The following is a 22,088-nucleotide window of genomic DNA, read 5'->3' as shown; positions in this document are numbered from 1 at the left end:
GGACACGGACATACCGTCCACTGCGGCCGGTCGGCACGGGGGTCTGGGGGTGGTGCCCCCCAGAAGACTCTGTAGTCGGCCGGCCGCGGTCGCGTCCTGCCTCGGCTTCGTCCTCATCGGCATGCTCCAGGCTCTGTACGGCCCCGCGGTGCCGGGCCTGCGCGCGGAGTTCGCCCTGTCCCCGTCCGGTGCCGGGCTCGGTCTGAGCCTGCACTTCACGGGCGGCGTCGCGGGCGTCCTGGCCTTCAACGCGATCCACTCCCGGATCAGCAACAGGGCGCTGCTGGCGGCGAGTTACGGTCTGATGGCGCTGGGCGGTGCGGGCTTCGCGCTCGCCCCGAACTGGCCCCTCGCGCTCGCCGCCGCCTTCCTCGGCGGCCTCGGCTTCGGCGGCATCGACTACGGCCTCAACCAGCTGTTCGCGGTCGGCTTCGGTGACCGTTCCACGGCGATGCTGAACGTGCTCAACGCCCACTTCGGCATCGGGGCGGTGCTCGGCCCCGCGGTGGTGGCCTGGCTGGGTGCGGACGCGTACGCGTACGCCTTCGGGGCGTGTGCGGTGCTGGCCGCCGTGCTCGTCCCGCTGGGATCGAGCGGCGTACGGACGCGCCCGGCCGAGCCGTCGGAGAAGGAACAGCAACCCGGATCGTCAGGCGGCCTTCCCCGCATCCTGGTCGGCTTCCTCGCCCTGTACATCCTGAACGTCGGTGTGGAGGCAGGTGTGGGCGGCTGGGAGCCCACGCATCTGGAGACCGTCGGCTACAGCGCGGCCGTGGCCGCCTCGGCGACCTCCGTGTACTGGCTGATGATGACGGCGGGCCGTTTCCTCGTCGTGCCGATCACCCTGAAGTACTCCCCCGAGCGGATCCTGACGTTCTGCGCGGCCGGCATGACGGTGTGTCTGCTGTTGGCACGTGTAAAAGGAGTGGCGCCGGTGGCCTACGCCGGTGTTGGGTTGTTCATCGCGCCGGTCTTCCCGACCGGACTGCCCTGGCTGAACAGGGCGCTTCCCCAGGCGAGGCGCGCCGGTGCCTGGGTCATCGCCGCGTCGATGACCGGCGGAGTGGCGGCTCCGCCGCTGCTGGGGGCGGGCATCGAGGCCTCGGGCATCCACGCCGTCCCCTGGCTGCTGACCGCGCTCTCCGCCGCCTCACTCGCGGTGACCGTCTGGCTGATCCAGCTCACCCGGAGGTTCAAAGAGTGATCGGCAGTATCGAGGTCCGCTCCCTGACCCGCACCTTCCACACCACCGTGCGCCGCCCGGGTTTCGCCGGCGCGCTCAGATCGCTCGTCAACCCGGAGCGGGCCGTCAAGCACGCCGTCTGCGACATCAGCTTCGACGTGGCGCCGGGCGAACTCCTCGCCCTGCTGGGCCCGAACGGCGCCGGCAAGTCCACCACCATCAAGATGCTGACCGGCATCCTCACACCCACCTCCGGCGAGGCCCGGGTCGCGGGCGTGGTGCCGTACGAGGAGCGGGAGCGCAACGCCCGTAACATCGGCGCCGTGTTCGGGCAGCGCACCCAACTGTGGTGGGACCTGCCGGTGCGGGAGTCGTTCTCGATCCTGCGGGACATCTACGACGTACCGGGTGCCGAACACGCCGCCCGGCTGCGGGAGTTCGACGACATCCTCGAACTGTCCGCCTTCTGGGACACCCGCGTACGCCATCTCTCCCTCGGCCAGCGGGTGCGCTGCGACCTGGCCGCGGCGCTGCTGCACGACCCGCCGGTGGTCTTCCTCGACGAGCCCACGATCGGCATGGACGTGGTGGTCAAGGAGCAGGTCCGGGAGTTCCTGCGCCACCAGGTGGAGGAACGCGGCCGTACGGTGCTGCTGACGACGCACGACATGACGGAGGTCGAGCGGCTCGCGGAGCGGGTCGTCCTGATCAACCACGGGCGGCTGGTCCTGGACGGCTCTCTCGACGAGATCCGCCGCAAGTTCGGCTCGACCTGGCAGGTGCGGGCGACGCTCGCCGACGGGCACACCGACGTCGTACCGCCCCCGGGCATCGCACTACTGCGACAGGACGGCCCGCAGGTGGTGTTCGGCCCGGACGGGCCGGAGGCCCCCACGGTCCACCAGGCGCTCAAGGCGGTCATCGAGCGGTACGAGGTGACCGGCATCGCCATCGACGAGGCGGACCTGGAGGACGTGATGCGGGTCGCGTACGCGCATGCGGAGCCCGCGGCAGAAGGGGTCTGACATGGCCGTTCTGCACGCGTGGCGGACCGCCCGCGTCACCCCGCTCGGCGAGCTGCACGCCCCGCCCCGGATGACGGCCGTCCTGGTCCGGCTGGTCGTCCAGGTGGTCCTGGTCGCGTCCCTGTGGAGCGGCCTGTACGCGAACACCACCGTGACGGCCGGCATGAGCCGCGAGCAGGCCATCACGTACGCCGTGCTGGCCGTGCTCGCGTCCCGGCTGCGGGAGCTGGACCAGTACGCGGGCCGGGACACGGTCATCCAGCACATGCACTTCGGCACCATCGTCTACTGGTACCTGCGCCCGCTGTCCCCCGCCCGCTACCACGCGCTGCGCGCCCTCGGCGAGCAGGTCTACGGGGCCGCGTGGGTGCTCGCCGGTTACGCGGTCTGCCTCGCGGCCGGAGTGATCGAGCCGCCCGGCTCGGCTGCCGTCGCCGGGGTGTTCGTGGTCAGCCTGCTGCTCGGGCAGCTGGTTCTGTACCACGTCATGCTCCTGCTGGACCAGATGTGCTTCTGGACCGTGCGCAACACCGCGGCCATGCTGATCCTGATCTTCGCGCAGAACCTGATGTCCGGGGTGTACGCCCCGCTGTGGTTCTTCCCCGAGTGGTTCCGCACCCTGAGCGCCTTCCTGCCCTTCCAGGCGACGCTCAATGTTCCGCTGTCCCTCTATGTGGGCCGGATCCACCTGTCCGGCGCGGGCGGGCAGCTGGCGATCCAGGCCGGCTGGGCCGTGCTGCTCCACCTGTTCACCCGGTTCCTGTGGCGGCGGGCCGCCCGCCGTGTGATCTCCCAGGGAGGCTGAGGTCCGTGAACGCCGTCCGGATCGCCTGGCGCATCACGCGCCTCAATTTCCGCTCCCAACTGGAGTACCGCACCGAGTTCCTGCTGATGGTCGCGATCGGCGCGATCTGGCAGGTGTCGGTGATCGTGTTCGCGACCGTGCTGCTGAGCCGGTTCACCGGGATGGGCGGCTGGGACAGCTCTCAGGTGCTGCTGATCCCGGCGACCCGGATGCTGGCCCACGGGCTGTTCGTGCTGTGCCTGGGCCGGGTGCATCAGCTGGGCCGGTTCGTCCAGGAGGGGAGGATCGACATCTATCTGCTGCGGCCGATGCCGGTCCACCGGCAGGTGCAGCTGCAGTTCTTCCCCACCAACGCCTTCGGTGACCTGACGGTCGCCGTCGGTCTGATGGCCGGCGCCCTGTCCCGCAGCCACCTCGACTGGACGGCGGGGCGGGCCACGTATCTCGTCGCCTGCGTGCTCGGCGCCATGCTGCTGGAGGCCGCCCTGTTCACGGCTGTCGCCTGCGCCGCCCTGCGTTTCCCGGCCGCCGACTACTGGGGCCGCTGGCTGGAGGAACTGCTCGGCACCTTCGGCAGCTACCCGCTGAACGTGCTGCCCAAGGCGGTGGGCGGCTTCCTCACCTTCGGCCTGCCGCTCGCGTTCGTCGCCTACTTCCCGGCCGCGGTGCTCACCGGGCACGGACACGACACGGGCGTCCCGTACTGGCTGGCGGCGGCCTCCCCGCTGCTCGGCGTGCTCGCCTACCTCGGGTCACGGCTGCTGTGGCGCTGGAGCCTCGACCACTACACGGGGGTGAACGGATGACGTCGGCCGCGGCGCCGTCCGCCGACTTACGGGCCCGCCTCGCGGTACGTCTCGTGTTCGTCATCCTCGGGGGTACGCAAGGCGGTTGGATGGCCCGGATCCCGGCGATCCGGGACCAGGTCGGCGTGGACACGGCCCGCTGGGGGCTGCTGAGCAGTTCCTCGGCGGCCGGTGACCTGGTCGCGATCGTCCTGATCACCGTCCTGATCGGGCGGGTGAGCACGCGGCTGCTCGCCCTGGCGGCCGCGTCCGTCGTCCTGCTCAACGCGCCCGTGCTGGCCGGGGCTGCGTCCGTCCCGGCCCTGGTTCTGGGCCTGACGGTGTGGGGAGTCGGCGCGACCTTCCTGGCGACGCCGGTCAACGCGCTCGCGGTCGCGGTGGAGCGCGCCCACGGTCGCCCGCTGATGTCCGGCTTCCACGCCTGTTACAGCGTGGGCGTGCTGGCCGGCGGCGCCCTGGGCACACTCGCCGCGGCCGCGGACATCGCACCGGGCGTTCAGATGGCAGTCAGCAGTGGTGTTCTCGGGGCGCTGCTCCTGCTTCTCGGCGCCGGGTTGCCGCAGGACGCGGCGGTCGAGAAGCAACAAGGGCGGCCGCTGCGGAACCGGTTCACCGCTCAGTTGGTCCTGCTCGCCGCCATCGCCTTCCTGGGTTCGTTCGTCGAGGGGGCCGCGTCCCAGTGGAGTTCGGTGTACACGGCGGACTACCTGGGCGAGGGGGCGGCGCTGGGCGCGGCGACGTACACGTCGTTCTCGGTGGCGATCCTCGCGGGGCGGCTCCTGGGCGACCGTTGCGTGGCCCGGCTGGGCCGGCGGGCCTTCCTGCGCGTCTCGCTGCTGACGGTGGCGGCGGGCGTGACGGTGATCGTCGTACACCCCGGCGTGTGGCTCGCCGTCGCCGGGTTCGTCGTCGTCGGCCTGGGCATCGCGTGTGTGCTCCCGGCGGCGATCGCCCTGGCGGGTCGGCAGCCGGACGTCCCGGCCGGCGAGGGCGTCTCGGTGATCACCATCGGCCAGTGGCCCGGCTTTCTGCTGGCGGGCCCGGCCGTGGGTCTGACGGCGGGGGCCACGAGCCTGCGGGCGGCGTTGGGGGCGCTGGTGGTGGCGGGGATCGGTGCCGCGGTGCTGGCGAGGTGGGTGGTCGTGCCTCGTGGAGACTGACCTGCCCTTTGTCCCATGGCCGAACGAGGTACCGGGTGAGGTGCCGGCGTGCTGAGACACCGGGAAGCAGGAGGGTGGTCTCGCGGGCCGGTGAGCCGGTCAACTATTGCGCCCTGCCCGTCGTACCGGCGTGAACAGGGCCGCGACCGCGATCAGTACGCAGCAGCCGCCGGCCACCACACCCACCGGGGCCGTGCCCTGCCGTTCCGCCGACCAGGTGAGGACGGCCGCGCCGATCGGGGCCGCGGAGTAGTGGAGGGTCCAGAAGGCTGAGGTGACACGGCCGAGCAGGGGCTCGGGGGTGATCTCCTGGCGCAGGGACATGGAGCAGGTGCCCGCGACGGCGATACAGGCCAGGAAGGCCGCGCCCAGGGCGGCCACCACACGTACGTCCCGCGCCCAGCCGAGGCCGGCGAAGGCGAGTCCGCACACCGCGACCGCGCCCGTCCAGGTCCGCCCGAAGCCCAGTCGGCGCCGGATCCGGGCAACCAGCAGGGAGCCGGTGATGGTGCCGAGCGCGCCGCAGGCCATGACGGTGCCGACCGTGCCGTCGTCGTGACCGAGGTCGTGCTTGAGGTGGTAGATGACCAGGTCGGTCAGGCCGAGGGTGAGGAAGCTGAAGACGAAGAGAAGGGCGGTGAGGGAGCGCAGGACCGGGTGACCGTAGAGGAAGGACACCCCGGTGCGCAGGTCCCGCCGGAGGCCGGTGCGCTCGGGTGGGCTCTCGTCGGTGGGACGGGCGCGGAAGCGTACGAGGAGCATGCAGGCCGCCGACACCCCGAAGCTCGCCGCGTCCACGCCGACGGCGGCGGCCGGGCCGGTCCAGGCGGCGACGAGTCCCGCGCCCAGCGGCCCCAGCACCCCGGCCCCGGCGGCCGTGGCGTTCAGACGGCCGTTGGCCTCCGTCAGCCGGTCGCCGGCGACCAGGCTGCGGACGACGGTGACGTAGCCGACGGCGAAGAACGTGCCGACGGCCTCGCACAGCGGCAGCACCGCGTACAGCAGCCACAGTTGCGGTCCGAACAGCCACACGGCGGGGATCAGCCCGTACAGCAGCATCCTTACGAGGTCGCAGGCGATGAGGAGTCTGCGGCGGTCGGCACGGTCCACCACGACCCCGGCGAACACCGCCGCGAGGACGGCGGCGGCCGTGCCCACCGCCGTCAGCAGACCCATGCGGGCGACCGAACCGGTGGCCTGGAGGACCAGCAGGGGCAGGGCGATCAGGGCGAAGGAGTCACCGAGGACGGACAGGGTCTGGGCGGCCCAGAAGACACCGAAGTCCCTTTGCCGCCAAAGGGGTTGGGCAGCCGGGGGTGCGGTGCCGGGGGTGCTGCTCCCGGGCTCGCGGCTGTCGGAGTCGCCGTCACGGTTGCCGGACTCGCCGTCCGGCCTGCGCACCTCGTGCGTCACCCATTCCCCCTCGCCGCCTCATGCTCCTCCCGGCCCGGCAACCCTATGTCCGTCCCGATCTCCGGCAACCGAATTTTCGGCCCCGTTCACGCGGTGCCCAGGTCGTCCCAGTGGTCGGCGAGTGCGGGAATGGGCTGGGGAACGGGGCCGAGGCCCCCGTCGTACGGTGCCTCCAGCTCGTCGACCGCGTCCTTGACCGCCCGTTCGGAGACGGCCGGCGGCACGGGAGGCAGCGTGTAGCGGACGCCCGGGCCGTCGCAGGCGTGGGGAGTGGTGTCGGCGTGGTGCGGTACGGGTGTGTAGCTGGTCCAGTCGAGGCTGTTGAGGCGGTGGATCTGGTCGGCCCAGTGCTGGGCGTCACGCATGTCGCCGCGGCGCAGATGGAGCAGATACAGGCACAGGGCGGCGGTGACGCTGCCGGCGCCTGCGGTGTAGCGCCACCAGAACTGGGCGCCCTCCTCCTGGTCGGCGAGGTACAGCAGACAGGCGAAGGTCAGGGCGCCGTCGGGGTCGCGTTCGGTGTCGAAGGCGGTGATGCGGCGGGCGGCACCGTGGTGGTGGACGGTGCCGCGGCACAGCAGGCGCAGGTCGTGCGCCGCCTGTTCGTGCAGGGCGGCCGGGAGCGGGGTGGTCCCGGCGGTGCGGCCGCAGTGCCCGGCAGTGTTGAGGAACCGCATCCAGCGCAGCTCGTGCAGGTCACGTGCGAGGTCGTGCCGGGCGGCTTCCAGGTCGGCGTAGCCGTACTCGCCCTGGAAGACGCGGGAACGGCGCAGAGCCTCCTCGATGCTGCGCGGGGTGCGGTTCACGGGTGGGTCACTCCTTCTCGTCGTCGGCGGGGTCCGGGGCGTTCTCGGTCCGATAGCCCATGGCGGTCGCGAGCCGGTGGATCGCGGTGCGCCGGGTGGACCGGACGGTGGCCTCACGGATGCCCATGATCAGCGCCGTGTCCTTGGTGTCGAACTCGAGCACGTCACGCAGCAGGATCACGTCGAACTGACGCTCGCTCAGCCGTGACATCTGGCGGAACAGGCCCAGCCCGTCCTCGAGTTCGGCGATCTCCTCTCCGTACTCGGCCTGGAAGGCGCTGCGGAAGGCGCCGAGCAGGGGCGCGCTGGCCGCACGGATGGCCCGTGCGAAGGCAAGGGTCTCGGTCGTGGCGGGGCTGCGGCCCTGGGCGGTGAGTTCGCCGTGGACGCGCTGCTTGAACAGGGCCCAGGCGTAGGCGCCGGGATTCTCCATGGCCTCCAGGCGGGGCCAGATGGTGGCCAGGTACAGGAAGGTGCGGTTGACCAGCCGGCGGGCTGCGAGGGCGTTGCCGCCGAGGTGGATGCGGCTGTACTCGAAGCAGGCACGGTCGTAGCGGGCGTGGAAGTCCCAGAACTCGGCCGGCATGACGAAGTCGGAACTGCGCCTCGTGCGTCCGGCGGGGTCGGGTTGCGGGCTGGTCATCGGTGGCCTCCTTCGGTCCAGGAGGCCGGGGCGGGGGGTGTCGGAGCGGGGGGAGGCTGCTGTTCGCTCAGGGCGAGGGCCCCTACGCGGACTCCGGCGCCGAGCAGACGCCGCACTAAGAACCACACGTCGGGCGCGTACGAGCGCGCCACGGCGGCGAAGGCCAGCACGAGGCTGACTACGTCGTAGTTCACAGTGACTGTTTTCCTTCTCTTTCGGACAGTGCCGTTACCGCCCGGTCCCCCGCACTGGACGGGCCTGGCACCTAGAGCCTCGTTGCTCTGGGAAACAGACAACCGGACGCGACCCGGAAAACGTGCAGTCCTTCGAACAGATCTTTATAACGGAGGGTAGCTTTCCGCTGACTGTTGGCCAGGGGCGAATTCACAGCCGCGCACCGCCACGGCCCGCCGACCCTCGCACCCCATGCGCCACCCCTGCCGAACTGCGCATCCGTCGAAAGCGAAGGACTTCGAACGCCGTTTGCGCGAACGTGACCTGGTACAGACCTCAAGTGATGTGCCGTGGGTCACATTTGCGCGTGCGGGGTGCAACCGACCGCAGAGGATGGGGTCATGTACAGGCCCTTCGACAACCCCACGCCCCGTCAGGTCCGGCCGGGCGAGTACCCCGTGCTGGACGAGGCCCTCGCCCTGGTCAACCGGGACGTTGCCGCGACCCTGCCGGATCAGGGGCCGCTGCGGCTGATGGCTCTGCCGCCCTGAGAGGAGGGCGAGCCGGAGAACGTGTACGTCACCCTGCCCAACGGGGAATGGTGGGGCAACCAGCTCTGGCAAAGCTCCCCCGGCTCGCCCCGCGAGGAGCCTCTCGCCGCCGTCGCCGCCGTCGCCGAGGCGGCGCAGGACACCCTCACCGAGTGCCTGTGGCAGGCCTGGCCGGTGTGCACCGCGCACGACCTCGGGATGCATCTGGGCAAGGCGGACGGGCGGCCCGTGTGGCGGTGCGCCGGAGCCGGGCGGGAACCGGAGCACGTACGGGCGGCGGCCGGAGAGCTCGACACCGTCCACCGGCCGCTCCGCCCGAACCGCAGGCGAAAGCAGAAGTAGCCGGCGGTCACCCCAACTCCTCACGGAACCCCTGGCGCCACGACGGATACCGCGGTTCCCAGCCCAGCTCCCGCCTCGCCTTGGCGTTGGAGAAGCCGCGGCCCTCGGTCATCATGCCGACCACCAGCTCCCCGGCCAGCAGCCGCGCCAGCCATGCCGGGAGCCGCCGCGGCGGTTTGGCCCCGGCACACCGCGCGAGATACGGCAGCCACTCACCGACCGGCGCCGGCTCGTCGTCGACGATGTTGAAGACTCCCCTGGCCTTCTGCTCCACGGCCAGCACGGTGGCGCTCGCCGCGTCGTCGAGATGCACCCACGAGGTGTAGCCGGTGCCGCCCCCGACGAGCGGGAACATCCGCCTGCGCACCATCTTCACCTGATCGTCGTTGGCGCCCGGCCCGTAGAACGCGCCGTAACGCAGGGCCGCACCGCCCGCCCTGACGACGGCGTCCTCGAGGTGGCCGATCGCCTTGGTCCCCTCCACCACCTGCAGCGGGTCCTCCTCGGTCTTGACCCAGCCGCCCTCGCGGCTCCCGTTGAAGCTGGCGTGGCTCTGCGCGACGACATGGGAGACGCCGGTCGCCTCGGCGGCGGCCAGCAGATGGTCGATCCCCTCGGTGCGGAGCCGGTTGGTGGTCGCGAAGAATCGCTCGGCCCTCCTCATGTCGGGCCTGCCGGCGTGCACTTCGGAGAGACCCGTCATCTGATGCACGATCACGTCCGGCCGGGCCTCCGCCACGGCCCGACCGACCGCCACCGCGTCCAGCCCGTCCATCACGACCCCTTCGGCGCCCAGCCGCGCCAGCAGGTCCAGCCTGGCCGGACTCGTCGTCGTGGCCGTCACCTGATGACCGCGAGCCACCAACTGCCCCACCAGCCGCCGCCCCAGGACCCCGCTCCCGCCTGCCACGAACACCCGCATGACCATCCCCTTCCTGATCCTGAGCCTGTTCCCGAGGCCCTTCTTCGAGACCTGGGACGAGACAGCCCGGCCGCCTGTGACACGGGAGCAGAATTCGGTCGCGGAGAAGCAGCTGAGCACACTAGGTTTCTGCCTAGGGATCCTAGGAAGGAGGGCTGCATCCATGGCCAGAGCCGGCCTGACCCCCGCCCGCATCGTCGAGGCGGCAGCCGACCTCGCCGACGAGGTCGGCTTCGAGAACGTCACCCTGTCCGCCCTGGCCCGTCACTTCGGCGTGAAGGACGCGAGCCTCTACTCGCACCTCAGGAACCTCGACGACCTGCGCACCCGCCTCGCGCTGTTCGCGGGCGCCGAGCTGATCGACCGCATCGCCGTCGCGGTCGCCGGACGTGCCGGCAAGGACGCGCTGACCGCCTTCGCAGGCGCATACCGGGAGTACGCGCTGGAGCGGCCCGGGCGGTACGCCGCCACCCAGATCCGTATGGACCAGGCACTGATCGCCGCCTCCCCCGGCTTCCGCCGCACCGCCGGGATCACCTACGGCATGCTCCGCGCCTACGGCCTCGAGGAGCCCGATCTCACCGATGCCGTACGCCTGTTGCGCAGCACCTTCCACGGCTACTGCGCCCTGGAGGCCACCGGCGGCTTCGGCGCCGCACGCGATGTACAGAAGTCCTGGGACAAGGCCGTCGCCGCCCTGCACCTGGCGCTGGAGAACTGGCCCCGGGAGAGGAGCAGCGAGAACAGCAGCGAGGAGCAGAGCAATGACTGAGGAGCTGCACTACGACGTACGAGGCAAGGGGCCCGTCCTGCTGATCGTCCCGGGTGGGGCCGGGCACCCCATGGGATTCGCCCCGCTGACGGACGTGCTCGCCGACCGCTTCACCGTCGTGACGTACGACCCCCTCGGGCTCGCTCACGGGCGGCTCGGTCGACCCGTGGGCGACCAGCGGGTGGAGGAGTGGAGCGACGGGGCGCACCGCGTCCTCGACGAGGTCCTTGCGGAGGGCGAGTCCGCGTACGTCTTCGGGACCAGTTCCGGCGGTATCGCCGTCCTCGACCTGCTCGCCCGACGCCCCGAGCGGCTGCGGCACGTCGTGGCGCACGAGCCGCCGTGCGTGGGGGTGCTCCCTGGCGGAAGGCGGCAGCAAGCCATGTTCCAGGAGGTGTACGACATTTATCGCGCCGCCGGGGTGCAAGCGGCCGCCGCCGGGCTGGGCGCCGTACTGGCGGGACAGGAGCCGGAGGAGAGCCGGTCGGGTCAACCCCTCTCCCGCGACGAGGAGTTGGGCACCCCGATGGCCCTCTTCCTCGCCCATGTACTGCGACAGTTCGCCTCGTACGCCCCCGACCTCACCGCGCTCACCGCCTCCGCCACCCGCCTCACCCTCGCCGCAGGAGCCGACTCCGGCGGTCAACTCCTGCACCGCACCGCCCGGTTCCTCGCCGACAACAGCGGCAACGGCAGCCGCTTCGTCGAGTTCCCCGGCGGGCATGTCGGTGTGGCCGAGCATCCCGTCGCGTTCGCCGAGCTGCTCACCGAGACGCTGCTCGCAGGCGGCGGCACACCTGTCCCGCTGACCACTTAGACTGGAAGCCTCGGGGGAGGGAGCGTGCCTTGTCTCAACAGCAGCTGGGACGCGGTCCCTTGAGACCGGACGACACCGCACCGGAACCCGGCGCACCGGAACCCGGCGGCCCGAGCGAGGCCGCGCGGTTCGTCGGCTGGCTGGGCAGCCTCGGCTGCGCTGCCGCCGGGTATGCCGTGTTCCAGTTCCTGTTCGGGGTGCTGCCGGGCTCCCTCGGCGGGGACGCCGCCAAATACCTGATCTCGGGGGTCAGCGGAATCGGGACCGGCGTGGCCGCCTGGCTGGCGGCGGCGCTGCTCAGGGCCCGGGCCGCGGCCGGCCCCTCCCGGCCCGCCACCACCGCCCCCGTCACAACGGAGCGTTCGGCGCCCGGGCCGCTCGCCCAGGTCTTCGCCGGCGCGTACGGCGCGCTCGTCGACAAGGTGTGCGTGGTCGACGACCCGGCCCGCGGGCGGCTCACCGGCTGGTCGCACTCCCTGGGCGAGAGCAGCCCGCCCCGCCCCACCTCCGTCGGCACCGCGTACGGCCTGCACATCATGCTCGACTTCGGCGTGCCCGACGGACGGCTGCGCACCGGGGATCTCGTCGACACGCTGTGGCGGCTGCGGCTGCCCGCCGGAGGCTGGTCCGCACGGTCGCAGGGCGCGGAGCCACGGCCCGAGGTCACCGCGCTGGTGCTCGGGGCGCTGGCCCGTGCGGGGGCGTCCGGCGAGCGGCTGGCGGAGGAGGTGGGCCGCTGCACGGCCGGCTTCACCCGCGAGCACGATCGCGCCGGGCGGGAGTCGACCCATGTGGTGACGACCGTGCTGCGCGGGCTGCTGCGCGCCGCGCCCGACTCCGCCGTGCTGCCCGTGCTGCGCGAGGCCCTGGCCGACGGCGCGATCAGCGACCCGCGCCGTGAGCACCTGCGCTGCTGGAGCTACCGTCTCGACCCGCCGTACGGCATGCCCTCCGCGCTGCACACCGCGCAGGCGGTGGTGGCCCTCGACCGGGCCGCGCGGGTGCTGGACGAACCCGAGGGCGCGGGCGCCCGCTCCGCCCGCGAGGACGGCGTCCGCTGGCTGCTGGCCTGCGCGGGCGCGGCCCACACCCGCTGCCCGGACCTGCGGAACCTGCGCGAGGAGGTGCGCCGCCCCCGCACCGACGACCCCGAGCGCCACGAGGTGCTGAACGTACGTCACTTCACCGCCTCCTGGGTGCTGCGCGCGCTGATGACCCCCGGCGCCCGCGAGGTCGCGGCGCAGGACGGCCTTGAGGAGGCGTGGCGGGAGCGGCTGGACGGCGCGGCGGCCGTCGTGTGGGCCGGTCAGACGGACGGCATCTGGTCCTGGGGCCGGACCGACAGCAGTGAGCTGCGGCATCCCATGTGGATGACCTACCAAGGTCTTTCGGCGCTGCGGGCCCATGCCGTATGGATGTATCGACCGGAAGAATGAACCGGAAGCGGTGACCCGAGAGCAGTGAGCGCGGAGGTATGTGTGCATGGGCGGTCGGCAGGTTCTGGCGGCACGACGACTGCTGGCCGGGACGCTGGACGGTGAACTGCCCGAACACGAACGGGTCGCCGCGGCCCGCTCCGTCGTCGCCGAACTCGGTTCACCCGAGCGGCTGTTGGAGCTGATCGCCGAACTGGCCTCCGGGGAGGGCGATCCGGAAGGATGCGCCCGGCTCTCGTACCGGCACGTCCTCGGCTTCGACAAGCTCCTGCTGATCGACGGCGGACCGCGGCACATGCTGCGCGCCCACCTGTGGCATCCGGGTGCCGGCGCGATCGGCGAGGAGGACATCCACAACCACCGCTCACCGCTCGCCTCTTATGTCGTGCGCGGGCGGCTCGCCATGGAGTTGTACGACGTGGACGACGGCGGCAGGGACGGCGTCTTGGCCGTCCGGTACGAGGAGTCACTGAAGGAAGGGTCGTCGGACTGGCTGCTGGAGCCGACAGGTCCGGCGCGGCTGCGGATGACGCATGTGGGGCAGTACGCGGCGGGCAGCGCCTACGCCCTGCCCGCGCACACCCTGCACCGCGCATGGTGCGACACGGACGTACCCACCGTGACGCTGTTCCTGGAGACGGGGAGCGGTCGGCGGCAGCACACCGACGTGTTCACCGCGGCGGGCCCGCATCCCGGCGCCGTACCGAAGGTGCCGCTGGAGACGGACGACTACCTGGCAGCGCTGGGCGGACTCGCCGAGCTGCTCAGGAGTTCATGAAGGCCTGGTCGACGATGTCGAGGTTGTACTCGTCGATCTCGACCGTGGTCAGCTCGGAGCGCGCCAGCCAGGCATAGGACTGGTCGGCCCGAGGGAGGGTGATCTGCTCGCTCAACGGCCTGACGAGGAAGTTCTCCTGCCAGTTCTTGATCTCGTGCCCTCGGTACTCGCTGACGAAGGACGACTCGCCGACCTTGCGGACGACCTCACCGAGGAGTCCCGTCTCCTCCTTCAGCTCCCGCAGCGCGCCGTCCCGGGCGCTCTCCTCCGGATCGAGCTTGCCGCAGGGGACGCCCCACACTCGGGGCAGGAACTTCTCCGTCTCACTGCGGCGGACCAGGAGTACCCGGCCCTCGTCGTCCATGACGACGGCAGCCGCCAGTCGCTTGTCGCCGGGGATGTCCATGTCCATGGTTCCTCGGTCCCTCGCCGGAGATGAGTCCAAAGGGTCTGATACCCACGAAAGTGCCCACTCTACCAAGGACTCACCGCCGAGCGCTGTGAGCCGGGTCATGAGAGGTCGCCCACCGCGTCGGCGTAGTACGTCGATCCCTTGAGGTGCAGGTCGAGTTCGCGGAAGCTCCAGCCTTCGCCGGGCGAATGGTCGAGCTGGTCGTCGGTGAGCGAGCCGAGGCGGTTCGCCCAGATGCGGGCGAGGCGGGTGAGGCGGCTGCGGGCCTCGTCGAGGTCTGCCGGGGTGAAGGGGACGAGGTCCGCCTCGGTCGTCAGGGCGGAGGCGTGCCAGTGGTCCGGCTGCGGATCCTCGCCCGCCAGCCGGGCCTCCAGCTCCGCGAGGTGGTCGACGAGGTGGTCGGCGACCCGGCGGATCGCCTTGTGCGGGGTGTAGATGCGGTCGTCGACGTGGGTGGGCTTGCCGTCCCAGGTCGTCCAGGTGGCGGCCAGTTCGAGGACGTGGTCGACCATGCCGGTGACGGCCGGTGCGGGTGCTTCCTGCGGGGTTTCGCTCATGTCGGCAGGCTAGGAGCCCATCGTTTCGGCCCCGGCCGAACTGTCCCCGCGAAGGCGGCCGGGACAGGTGAACAGGTGGGAACGGGCTGCTCCATGAGAGGTGTCGCGCGCGGCTGTCGCCCACCGCCCGCCGGTCGCTCCTCGGTCGGATGGTGTCCCGGAGGCGGTCGGGCCGGTGGCGCGCCAACTGGGCCGCGCTCTGTGTGGGGGCTCGCCCTGACGCCGGCCGTGGGGCAGCAGGGCGAGGCGGCCGCGACCGCCGGGCCCACGCCTCCACCGCCGCGCGCCTGGTACTCCACGGCCGGTGCCTCGACCACGGCCGCAGGCGCCTCTCGGTCGCCACCACCTCGATGGGTCTCGCGGCCAGGTTCCCCTATCTGTCCACGGGTTACAACAACACCCGCGAGCGGACACCGCTGTCGAGGCCCGCATCACGGGTGACAGCACCGTCTCTGCGAACAGCACCCTGACCTGGGCGTGCGTCCCGGTCACGCCGTCCTGCGCGGCGGCGCTCAACGGGGCGCCCCCTGCCTCACCCTGCGGGACGGGACTCCTCCACGACGATCTCGGCCCCGGTCCCGCCGAGCGACACCCGCACCTCGGGCCCCTCGCTCCAACGCACCGTCAACTCCCGGGCGCCGTCCACCCGTACGCTCACCGTCTCCCCCAGCGGCACGGGATCCACCTCACCGGTGAGCCTCACCAGTGCGACGAACAGGCTGTCCCGCTCGCCGCAGACCCCGGTGAGCTCGTCGGAGAGACCGACGACCGGCGACAGTTCGGCCCGCAGCCCCTCTGCCGCCGCCCACCCGGTCACCCGCACCGCCGTCCCCGGCGCGGCACCCGCGACCAGATGAGCCCGTACCTCCACGGCCCCGCGCGCCAGCACGACGCTGGTCACCCGCGCTCCCCCGCCCGCCGTGTGCCGCGAGGCCACCCACCCGGCTCCCACCCCCAACGGCTCGATCCCGGTGCGGCTCGGATCGTCGCCGACGACCACGCTGTTGTCGTACGACGAAGCGGGCTCCGTCACCGTCGAGTAGGCGAGGCGCGTGTAGTACGGGTCATAGCGGACGTCCTCGCTGCCGTGGTTGTGGAGGCGGACCACGCCGTCCGAACGCGTGGACTGCAGAAGCCAGTTGGGGGCCGCGATCGGGGTGAGGGCGTCGGAGCGCTCCGCCGGGCCCGGCTCCTCCGTTGCCGTCCACACCGGGTGGTCCGGCGGCAGGAGCAGGCCGAGGAAGCCCTTGCTCGCCCAGTACGGGGAGGCGGGGCCCGAATAGCCCTGCAGGACGGCCGGGGCGGGGCCGTGCCAGCCGAGGGTGAGCAGGCCGCGGGAGTCCAGCGCGCCCCGCTCCAGGAAGTACTTCAGGGCCCCGGACGCCAGCCGCCGCGTCTCCCCCGGCGGCAGCGGCGTGTGTCCCGTCAGCGCACCCAGCCACAGCGGGGCCGTCGTCGCGAAGCGGTAGGTGAGCGAGCGGCCCTGGTGCATCGGGGCGCCGTCGCCGCCGAACAGGCGGGCGTAGTCCTCGAGATGGCGGGAGAGCCTGCCCCCGTACAGGTCGAGCAGTGCGGTGTCCTGCGCCAGCCAGGCGTGCAGCACCGGGTACAGGTGCATCGCCCAGCCGTTGTAGTAGTCGAACTTGCGGCCGTCGCCGTCGGTGTACCAGCCGTCGCCGACGTACCAGGCCTCTATCCGCTCGAGGCCGCGGTCGATCGCCTTGCGGGACGCTGCTGTCTCGTAACCGACTTCGGCGAGGAATCCGCCCACTGTCACCGGGAACAACTCCCAGTTGCAGGGCCAGGCTTCGGCGGTCAGCGCGTCCCCCAGCCAGGCGGCCGCCCGCTGTCGTACGCCGTCGTCGAGGCGGTCCCACAGCAGCGGGCGGGTCAGCCGCAGCGCGAGGGCGATCGACGCCGCCTCGACCAGGGGCTGGCTGCGGTCCTCGATCCGGGGCCAGACGCCCGCGACACCGGCCGCGAGTCCGTCGGCGTAGCGCTGCAGCGCGGTCTCGTCACGGCGGAAGGCCGCGGCGAGCAGCGTACGGGCGTAGCCCTCCAGGCCGTCGGAGAGCCGGCCGGACCAGCTCGTGCGGTCGCCGGGGAGGTGGTAGAGCGCGCCGCCCTGAGCGGCGTACGGCTCGACCGCGGTGAGCAGGGCGTCCGCGGCCGCCTCCCAGTGGGCCCGGGTGCAGCCGGTGTGCGGACTGACGGTGCGGTCCTCGGCAGGCAGGTGCATCGGTTCTCTCTCAGGGGCTGTGGCGAGGGACGAAGGGTGGGACCTGGGGCGCCTCGGTTCCGGTCGAGACGCCCCAGGAGTTCATCCCACCCGCACCAGTGACTCCGGTACCAGATGCTGGGCGACAAGTGCGTCGCGGACAAGTCCCGCGTACACCGTGGCGCCGTGGACGGAGGTGTGGGTGTTGTCCTTCTTCTCGTTGTAGAGGTAGATCGCCTTGGAGCCCTCGACGCCCAGGGACTCCACCAGCGCCTTCGTCCTGGCCGTCAGGTCGACGAGTGGCACGTGCTGCGCCGCGGCGACCGAGCGGATGACAGCAGGATGGTCCACTCCGAGGCTGTTGACCAGCAGTGCGGTGTTGATGTTCAAAGTGCCGTCCGCATTGAACCAGCGCCGCACGACGGGAGTCACGAGCACCGGTTCGCCGCCCTTCTCCCGTACACCTGCCACCAGTGTCTCCAAGTTGGCCCGGTACGTCGCCTCGTCCGTGGATGTATCTCTATCATAGGTAGGACACTTGGGGGGAGGGAGCACGGCCGACAGGGAGGGACCATGACAGCGGCACGCGAGTACGCCCGATCGAGTAAGGGCAGGGGCAACCGCAGCAGGTCTACCGAGGACCAGCACGCAGACAACCTGCGGGCAGAGCAGGAGTTCGGCCCCTGGGCATGGGGCGAGGCGTACGTGGACACAGGCTCCGCCAGTACGTACGCGATCAGAAACCGCGAGGCCTTCGACCGACTGACAGCCGACTTGGCGACCAGGGAGTTCGGCGGGCGGGGCACCGTGCTCGTGCTGTGGGAGATCAGCCGACTGTCCCGTGAGATGGGCGTCGGCACGAAGATCGTGGACCTGTGCGAGGCAGGCGAGTACCTGATCCACATCACGTCCGAGGAGCGCACCTACAACCCGGTGAACTACAACGATCGGCACACCCTTCTCGCCGGGATCAATGACGCTGAACGCGAGGCACGGCGCCTGTCTAAGCGAACGAAGCGAGGAGTGGACAGCAACGTGAACGCGAAGAACGACGAGGGTGAGGACGCAGCACGCCCGCACGGCGTGCTGCCCTACGGCTACCGGCGCCGGTACGACCTGGTGGACGGTAAGTCGCGATCGGTCGAGCAGTACCCCGACTCCGAAGAGGCAGAGATCATCCGCGAGGCGTACCGCCGGGTGCTGGCTGGTGACTCGATCAGGTCCGTCGCGCTCGACTTCCAGACACGGGGGATCACTGGCCGACGGGGTCGGCCAGTCTCCGCAGCCACGCTCCGCGTGATGCTGACCAAAGACGCGTATCGCGGCTACCGCAGCCACAAGGGCCGTGTCATCAGGGCAAGCTGGCCCGCCCTGGTGGACGCCGAGACATGGCACGGCGTACAGCGCCTCCTGGCCGACTCGTCCCGCCGTACGCACACGGGCACAGCCGTGCGCCACGTCCTGACGATGACGATGCGCTGCGACGCGTGCGAGGGACCGATGACCGTGGCCTACCGCTCCGGCGGACGACCGTCCGCGTACTTCTGCCACGACAAGGGGTGCGTGAGCATCCCGAAGGACGACGTGGACGCGTTCCTGATCGGGGATGCGCAGTTTCCCGGCGTGATCCTGGCCTACCTGTCGCGGCCGGACGTGGCAGCGGGGCTTTCTTCCCCTGACGACGGTACCGAGGCGTCCGCCGTGCGCATGGAGTTGGCCACGGCGCGGGCCGCCATGGATTCCTTCGAGGCGGAGGACCCGGAGACCCCGGCGGAGGCGCGCATCATCGCCCGGAAGATCTCCCGCTTGGAGGTGGAGATCTCAGAGTTGGAGGAGCGTGAGCGCACCCTCACCGCACCCAATCCGCTGGTCTCGATGTTCGAGCCCGGCCCCGGTGCGCTGGAGCACTGGGAGGCCACGCCCATCAATCGGCGCCGGGCCATTGCTGCACTGCTGCTGACCCCGGAGATCCTCGGCCAGGTGCGCATCATGCGCGTGGCCGACAGTGAATCAGAGGCGGTACAGGACCGAATCAGGTGGGAGAAGACCCGAACTGTGAAGAAACCAAAGCCGCAGGCTGAGTGATAAAGGCCTTCAGGTAAAAGAAGAGTAGATACAAACCAGTTCCCGCCACCGCACAGGACCAGAACCCGAGAATGATCACGACCTCACACAATCCCCAGTGTGCCTGCACGGCGTCACCCTGCTGATGCGCCCAACATCGCTTCCTAAGCGGCTTTTTGAAGCTCGGTGTTGATCTCCTCCTCGGGGTCGAGGCGGTGGATGTGGATGTCGTGGGTGACGCGGCTGGTGGGTGGCTCGTCGGGGCGGAGGGTGCGGTAGCCGGGGGTGCTGCGCTTGGTGGCGCGGGGTGCTGATCGGCCAGGGCGGGGGCGGATGGCTTCGCGGGCCAGGTCGGCCTGGACGTCACGGATTTTGCGCCGGAGCTGTCCGGGGGGAAAAGGCCGTGCCGACGGATCGCCGGGCGGCGTTGAGGACCTGCTTGAAGCTGATGTGGTCGGGCGGGAGGCCGTGTTCACTGGCGGTGTCGCAGACGAGTTCACGCAGGGCCTGGTAGACGCAGAGCATCGCCCACAGTTCCTGCTCAACCATGGCGGGGCTGTTGGAGCGCAGGGTGGCGGTGCGCCCGCCGCGCTGTTCGATCTTGATGTGCCTGTAGATCGTTTCGCTGGTCCAGCGGCACGCATACAACTCCGCCAGTTCCAGGGCCGGGGCTGTCTCGGGCTGGAGCAGGGTGGTGATCAGGCAGAACAGCTCCGAGGTCTGTTTCTCTTCGCCGCCGGTGCGGGTGCGGGTGTGGGTGGTGGTGACGGTGTACTCGATGACGCGGACCGTGAGGCGCTCGCCACGCCGCCGGCCGTTGAGGTGGCTGAGGTAGGTGCCGTCACTCAGGCGCTCGTCAACGGGCAGGGCGAAGGAGTCCGAGACGCGCCACAGCAGTTCGGCCCCCCTGGCCTGCGCGTCACGCCACAGCGTGAAGGACGGGAAGCCACGGTCGGCCGTCACCAGCATGCCGGGGGTGAAGTACGGCAGCAGGCGGCGGGCCAGGGTCCGCTCGCCCACGGCGAAGGAATCGAAGACCGCACCGGCCAGCGACCGGGTCCCGCACTCACCCAGCGCGACCATGCGGACCTGCGGATACGCAGCGGGCCGCGAACCGTTGGAGGGACGGCTGTAGGCCGCCGCGTTCGCGCTGGAGTCGGGCACGTCGAAGCAGGTCCCGTCCATCGACATCACTCGCAGCTCACGCCGGAACACCCCCGGCGTCGCCCGCGTACCCCGCACCCCCGCGACGTGGCCGAACAGCCACCGCAACGGCGCCTGACCGATCCGGGCACGCGCCTTCGTGATCGACCCGGTACGAGCCGGGCGCCACAACTCCCCCTTGCGCAGAGGGAAGTTCTCCACCAGCTCCCGCAGCACCGCCCCGTACCCCAGGTGCGTGAACAGCCACATCGTCAGCGTGAAGTACACCACCAGATGCGAGGGCAGCGCCTTCGTACGCTCCTCCCGTACCCCGGTCTCCTCGATCGCCAGATGCACCAGCTCCGGCGTGAAGGTCCGCGACAGCAGCCCCATCCGCGTCCGCTCAGGGTAGGTCTCACCAGCTATGTGCCCACTCGCCACAAGATCAGAACCCTACCCGACCAAGATCACACTACGGAAGCGACGTTGGCTGATGCGCCGCCCCGTCGACCTCGCCGGCGTCCGGCTACCTGGGGGGACAGAAATCGCACAGAACTACTCCAGGCGCCGAGCCGCCGGAGGTGCGAAGGCGACGCGCAGGTCAGTTGGTCCGTGCAGCGTCCTGCGGCCACACCACATCTACGGGGAGGCCAGCGTCGCGCGCCTCCAGGACGGTGTCCGCGGTGCCTCCCCTGCCTGACGGCGGCTCGCCGTTCCACACGGCGACCAGGCGCTCGGCGCGCTGGAGCATGGCGCGGTTAGCGCCCTCATAGGCGGCCCGGTTGGCCGTCTCGTTGTCGAGGACGAGGACCGTGTCTGCGGCGCCGACGAGTCGGTCGAAGGTGGCGGCGTGGTCGGGCTTGACCTTGTTCTGCCGGTAATCCTTCGAAGGGATCAGCTGCGGCTCTCGACAGCCACGGAAGCTGTCGGACAAGCAGCTCGCGCGAGCGCGAGAACTTCTCGACGACCCCCGGCAGACGATCACCAGTGTCGCAAAGGATCTCGGCGTCGCACGCACCGTCCTCTATGCAGAAGTGCCTGAGGCGAACGGCCGCCATGCCCGACTCCGATCAGCCGCGCAGCCAACGACGTAGCTCATAGTCCATAGAACTTATCTCCCACGGGTTCCTGTCCTTGTATCCACCCTTGGGGCGCGCGAACTCGGTGGGCCTGCTCTCGCGACGCCCCGCCGATCGAGGTGTCATTCAGGGCGCCGTTGGCCCTGCGCTCAGGTGCATCCGGTTTTCGTAGAGGTGATCCCAGTTCATGACCAGGCGGAAGCGCCGGTGCGCCTCCAGCCGTTCCGCGTCGGCCTGTTCCTGTCCCCGATGCACCTGGGCGTCCCCGGCCTGGACGAGCTCCGTAAGGGCGAGACGCACATCGTCGGCGTCCCGGCCGGTGGCAGCCGCCAGGCGGTCCAGGGAGGTGAGGACCTCTTGCGGCTCTGCCAGATCGTCGACGAGGTAGTTGATGAGGGTGTCGACGAGCGGTCCGGTGCGCATCGTCCAGCGGATCCCATCGAGGCGCTGGGTGAGTTCGGCGTCCAGAGGCAACAGATCACCGGGCAGCGGCAGCGCGGCGGGCATCGACCACCGAGTGCCGTCCGGCGTCTCCTCGCGGCTCGCCAGACCCCACGTCAGGTAGAGCTCGGACAGGTCCCGCACGGTCTGGGGCACTGGGAAGCCGGCGGCCGTGAGCATGGCGCCGAACGTCTCCCAGCGCTTCGCCTCGTTCGCGTCGCGCCCCTCCGGACCTTCCTCGTAGTCCCACTCCTCGTCGGGCCATGAGAACGTGAGCGCGCCGTCGAGGTCGCCGCCGATCATGTCCCAGCGGCCATCGAAGATCTCCTGCAGGAGGTCGTCCAGGGAGCCGGTGAAATCGGGCTGGCTCGCGGTCCCGATCAGCATCGTCAGCGGGAAGGCCTGACGGGGCAGGACATGCTCCCAGCCCGACGTCCACCAGTAAACATTCATCCCTGAAGGAACGGGGCCGGTCAAGTGCCTGACCTGTCCGTGTTTTTGGCGGTTCCCGGCTGCTTTTGGGCAGCGCCCGGCGAGGCTC

General features: G+C 70.8%; 23 protein-coding genes and 2 pseudogenes. 13 read left to right on the top strand and 12 right to left on the bottom strand.

Features of this window, described 5'->3' with window-relative positions:
• Nucleotides 1-43 precede the first annotated feature (43 nt).
• From AB0N07_RS31535 to AB0N07_RS31515, 5 genes are all read left to right on the top strand, one after another.
• Entirely contained in the window at nt 44-1,204 is a 1,161-nt protein-coding gene (locus AB0N07_RS31535; RefSeq protein WP_365840904.1) for an MFS transporter, read from the top strand.
• Entirely contained in the window at nt 1,201-2,208 is a 1,008-nt protein-coding gene (locus AB0N07_RS31530) for an ATP-binding cassette domain-containing protein (RefSeq protein ID WP_365840854.1), read from the top strand. The genes AB0N07_RS31535 and AB0N07_RS31530 overlap by 4 nt, the downstream gene beginning before the upstream one ends.
• Nucleotide 2,209: 1 nt before the next feature.
• On the top strand, nt 2,210-3,013 hold the full coding sequence (locus AB0N07_RS31525) for an ABC-2 family transporter protein (RefSeq protein WP_365840852.1): 804 nt from the start codon (nt 2,210-2,212) through the stop codon (nt 3,011-3,013).
• Nucleotides 3,014-3,018: 5 nt separating this feature from the next.
• A complete protein-coding gene (locus tag AB0N07_RS31520) occupies nt 3,019-3,819 on the top strand; it encodes an ABC-2 family transporter protein (RefSeq protein WP_365840850.1) in 801 nt (266 codons plus the stop codon).
• A gap of 89 nt (nt 3,820-3,908) precedes the next feature.
• Nucleotides 3,909-4,979 carry an MFS transporter gene (locus tag AB0N07_RS31515; RefSeq protein WP_365840848.1) on the top strand — a complete coding sequence of 357 codons (1,071 nt, stop codon included), beginning with the start codon at nt 3,909-3,911 and terminating at the stop codon, nt 4,977-4,979.
• Between the two features lie 99 nt (nt 4,980-5,078).
• Here the strand turns inward: AB0N07_RS31515 and AB0N07_RS31510 are convergent, their stop codons facing one another.
• From AB0N07_RS31510 to AB0N07_RS31495, 4 genes are all read right to left on the bottom strand, one after another.
• A complete protein-coding gene (locus AB0N07_RS31510; RefSeq protein WP_365840846.1) occupies nt 5,079-6,392 on the bottom strand; it encodes an MFS transporter in 1,314 nt (437 codons plus the stop codon).
• A gap of 86 nt (nt 6,393-6,478) precedes the next feature.
• Nucleotides 6,479-7,198 carry a hypothetical protein gene (locus AB0N07_RS31505; RefSeq protein WP_365840844.1) on the bottom strand — a complete coding sequence of 240 codons (720 nt, stop codon included), beginning with the start codon at nt 7,196-7,198 and terminating at the stop codon, nt 6,479-6,481.
• Nucleotides 7,199-7,205: 7 nt separating this feature from the next.
• Nucleotides 7,206-7,841, bottom strand: coding sequence for a sigma-70 family RNA polymerase sigma factor (locus AB0N07_RS31500; RefSeq protein WP_365840842.1), 636 nt, complete (start codon nt 7,839-7,841; stop codon nt 7,206-7,208).
• The gene (locus AB0N07_RS31495) at nt 7,838-8,035 is read right to left on the bottom strand and encodes a hypothetical protein (protein ID WP_099932078.1); all 198 of its coding nucleotides are present in this window, start codon (nt 8,033-8,035) and stop codon (nt 7,838-7,840) included. The genes AB0N07_RS31500 and AB0N07_RS31495 overlap by 4 nt, the downstream gene beginning before the upstream one ends.
• Nucleotides 8,036-8,416: 381 nt before the next feature.
• On the opposite strand from AB0N07_RS31495, the gene AB0N07_RS31490 reads away from it, so the two are divergent.
• The gene (locus AB0N07_RS31490) at nt 8,417-8,566 is read left to right on the top strand and encodes a hypothetical protein (protein WP_365840839.1); all 150 of its coding nucleotides are present in this window, start codon (nt 8,417-8,419) and stop codon (nt 8,564-8,566) included.
• 21 nt (nt 8,567-8,587) lie between these two features.
• Nucleotides 8,588-8,908 (top strand): hypothetical protein, encoded by a 321-nt coding sequence (locus AB0N07_RS31485; RefSeq protein WP_365840837.1) that lies wholly within the window; start codon nt 8,588-8,590, stop codon nt 8,906-8,908.
• 7 nt (nt 8,909-8,915) lie between these two features.
• On the opposite strand, the gene AB0N07_RS31480 is transcribed toward AB0N07_RS31485, so the two are convergent.
• Entirely contained in the window at nt 8,916-9,836 is a 921-nt protein-coding gene (locus AB0N07_RS31480) for an NAD(P)-dependent oxidoreductase (protein WP_365840835.1), read from the bottom strand.
• Between the two features lie 157 nt (nt 9,837-9,993).
• On the opposite strand from AB0N07_RS31480, the gene AB0N07_RS31475 reads away from it, so the two are divergent.
• The 4 genes from AB0N07_RS31475 to AB0N07_RS31460 are packed head-to-tail and all read left to right on the top strand — an operon-like array spanning nt 9,994 to nt 13,633.
• Entirely contained in the window at nt 9,994-10,602 is a 609-nt protein-coding gene (locus AB0N07_RS31475; RefSeq protein ID WP_365840833.1) for a TetR/AcrR family transcriptional regulator, read from the top strand.
• Nucleotides 10,595-11,419: an alpha/beta hydrolase gene (locus AB0N07_RS31470; protein WP_365840830.1), complete on the top strand. Its 825-nt coding sequence runs from the start codon at nt 10,595-10,597 to the stop codon at nt 11,417-11,419. The genes AB0N07_RS31475 and AB0N07_RS31470 overlap by 8 nt, the downstream gene beginning before the upstream one ends.
• Before the next feature lie 29 nt (nt 11,420-11,448).
• Nucleotides 11,449-12,855 (top strand): hypothetical protein, encoded by a 1,407-nt coding sequence (locus tag AB0N07_RS31465; RefSeq protein WP_365840828.1) that lies wholly within the window; start codon nt 11,449-11,451, stop codon nt 12,853-12,855.
• A gap of 46 nt (nt 12,856-12,901) precedes the next feature.
• On the top strand, nt 12,902-13,633 hold the full coding sequence (locus tag AB0N07_RS31460; RefSeq protein WP_365840826.1) for a hypothetical protein: 732 nt from the start codon (nt 12,902-12,904) through the stop codon (nt 13,631-13,633).
• On the opposite strand, the gene AB0N07_RS31455 is transcribed toward AB0N07_RS31460, so the two are convergent.
• From AB0N07_RS31455 to AB0N07_RS31440, 4 genes and pseudogenes are all read right to left on the bottom strand, one after another.
• Nucleotides 13,620-14,039, bottom strand: coding sequence for an NUDIX hydrolase (locus tag AB0N07_RS31455; protein WP_365840902.1), 420 nt, complete (start codon nt 14,037-14,039; stop codon nt 13,620-13,622). The two genes, AB0N07_RS31460 and AB0N07_RS31455, sit on opposite strands and share 14 nt — an antisense overlap.
• A 104-nt stretch (nt 14,040-14,143) precedes the next feature.
• Nucleotides 14,144-14,602, bottom strand: a complete 459-nt coding sequence (locus tag AB0N07_RS31450) for a hypothetical protein (protein WP_365840824.1) — start codon at nt 14,600-14,602, stop codon at nt 14,144-14,146.
• 532 nt (nt 14,603-15,134) lie between these two features.
• Nucleotides 15,135-16,841, bottom strand: a complete 1,707-nt coding sequence (locus AB0N07_RS31445; RefSeq protein ID WP_365840822.1) for a DUF2264 domain-containing protein — start codon at nt 16,839-16,841, stop codon at nt 15,135-15,137.
• A gap of 81 nt (nt 16,842-16,922) precedes the next feature.
• Nucleotides 16,923-17,333: pseudogene (locus tag AB0N07_RS31440) on the bottom strand (carbohydrate esterase); the annotation flags it as partial.
• A 60-nt stretch (nt 17,334-17,393) separates the two neighbouring features.
• Here AB0N07_RS31440 and AB0N07_RS31435 point away from each other — a divergent pair.
• Nucleotides 17,394-18,905, top strand: coding sequence for a recombinase family protein (locus AB0N07_RS31435; protein ID WP_365840820.1), 1,512 nt, complete (start codon nt 17,394-17,396; stop codon nt 18,903-18,905).
• Nucleotides 18,906-19,247: 342 nt separating this feature from the next.
• Here the strand turns inward: AB0N07_RS31435 and AB0N07_RS31430 are convergent, their stop codons facing one another.
• Together AB0N07_RS31430 and AB0N07_RS31425 are read right to left on the bottom strand one after the other, a co-directional pair.
• Nucleotides 19,248-20,420 (bottom strand): IS4 family transposase, encoded by a 1,173-nt coding sequence (locus tag AB0N07_RS31430; RefSeq protein WP_365840818.1) that lies wholly within the window; start codon nt 20,418-20,420, stop codon nt 19,248-19,250.
• 208 nt (nt 20,421-20,628) lie between these two features.
• Entirely contained in the window at nt 20,629-21,045 is a 417-nt protein-coding gene (locus tag AB0N07_RS31425) for a hypothetical protein (protein ID WP_365840816.1), read from the bottom strand.
• Here AB0N07_RS31425 and AB0N07_RS31420 point away from each other — a divergent pair.
• Nucleotides 20,993-21,121, top strand: a pseudogene (locus tag AB0N07_RS31420) (hypothetical protein); the annotation flags it as partial. The gene AB0N07_RS31425 and the pseudogene AB0N07_RS31420 overlap by 53 nt on opposite strands.
• 111 nt (nt 21,122-21,232) lie before the next feature.
• Here the strand turns inward: AB0N07_RS31420 and AB0N07_RS31415 are convergent.
• Entirely contained in the window at nt 21,233-22,000 is a 768-nt protein-coding gene (locus AB0N07_RS31415) for a DUF6042 family protein (protein WP_365840813.1), read from the bottom strand.
• Between the last annotated feature and the right edge of the window lie 88 nt (nt 22,001-22,088).

The sequence above is a fragment of the Streptomyces sp. NPDC051172 genome (genome assembly GCF_040682555.1).
Lineage (GTDB): Bacteria > Actinomycetota > Actinomycetes > Streptomycetales > Streptomycetaceae > Streptomyces.
Note: the sequence above shows the minus strand (reverse complement) of the source record. Positions and strands in the feature narration are given on the sequence as shown.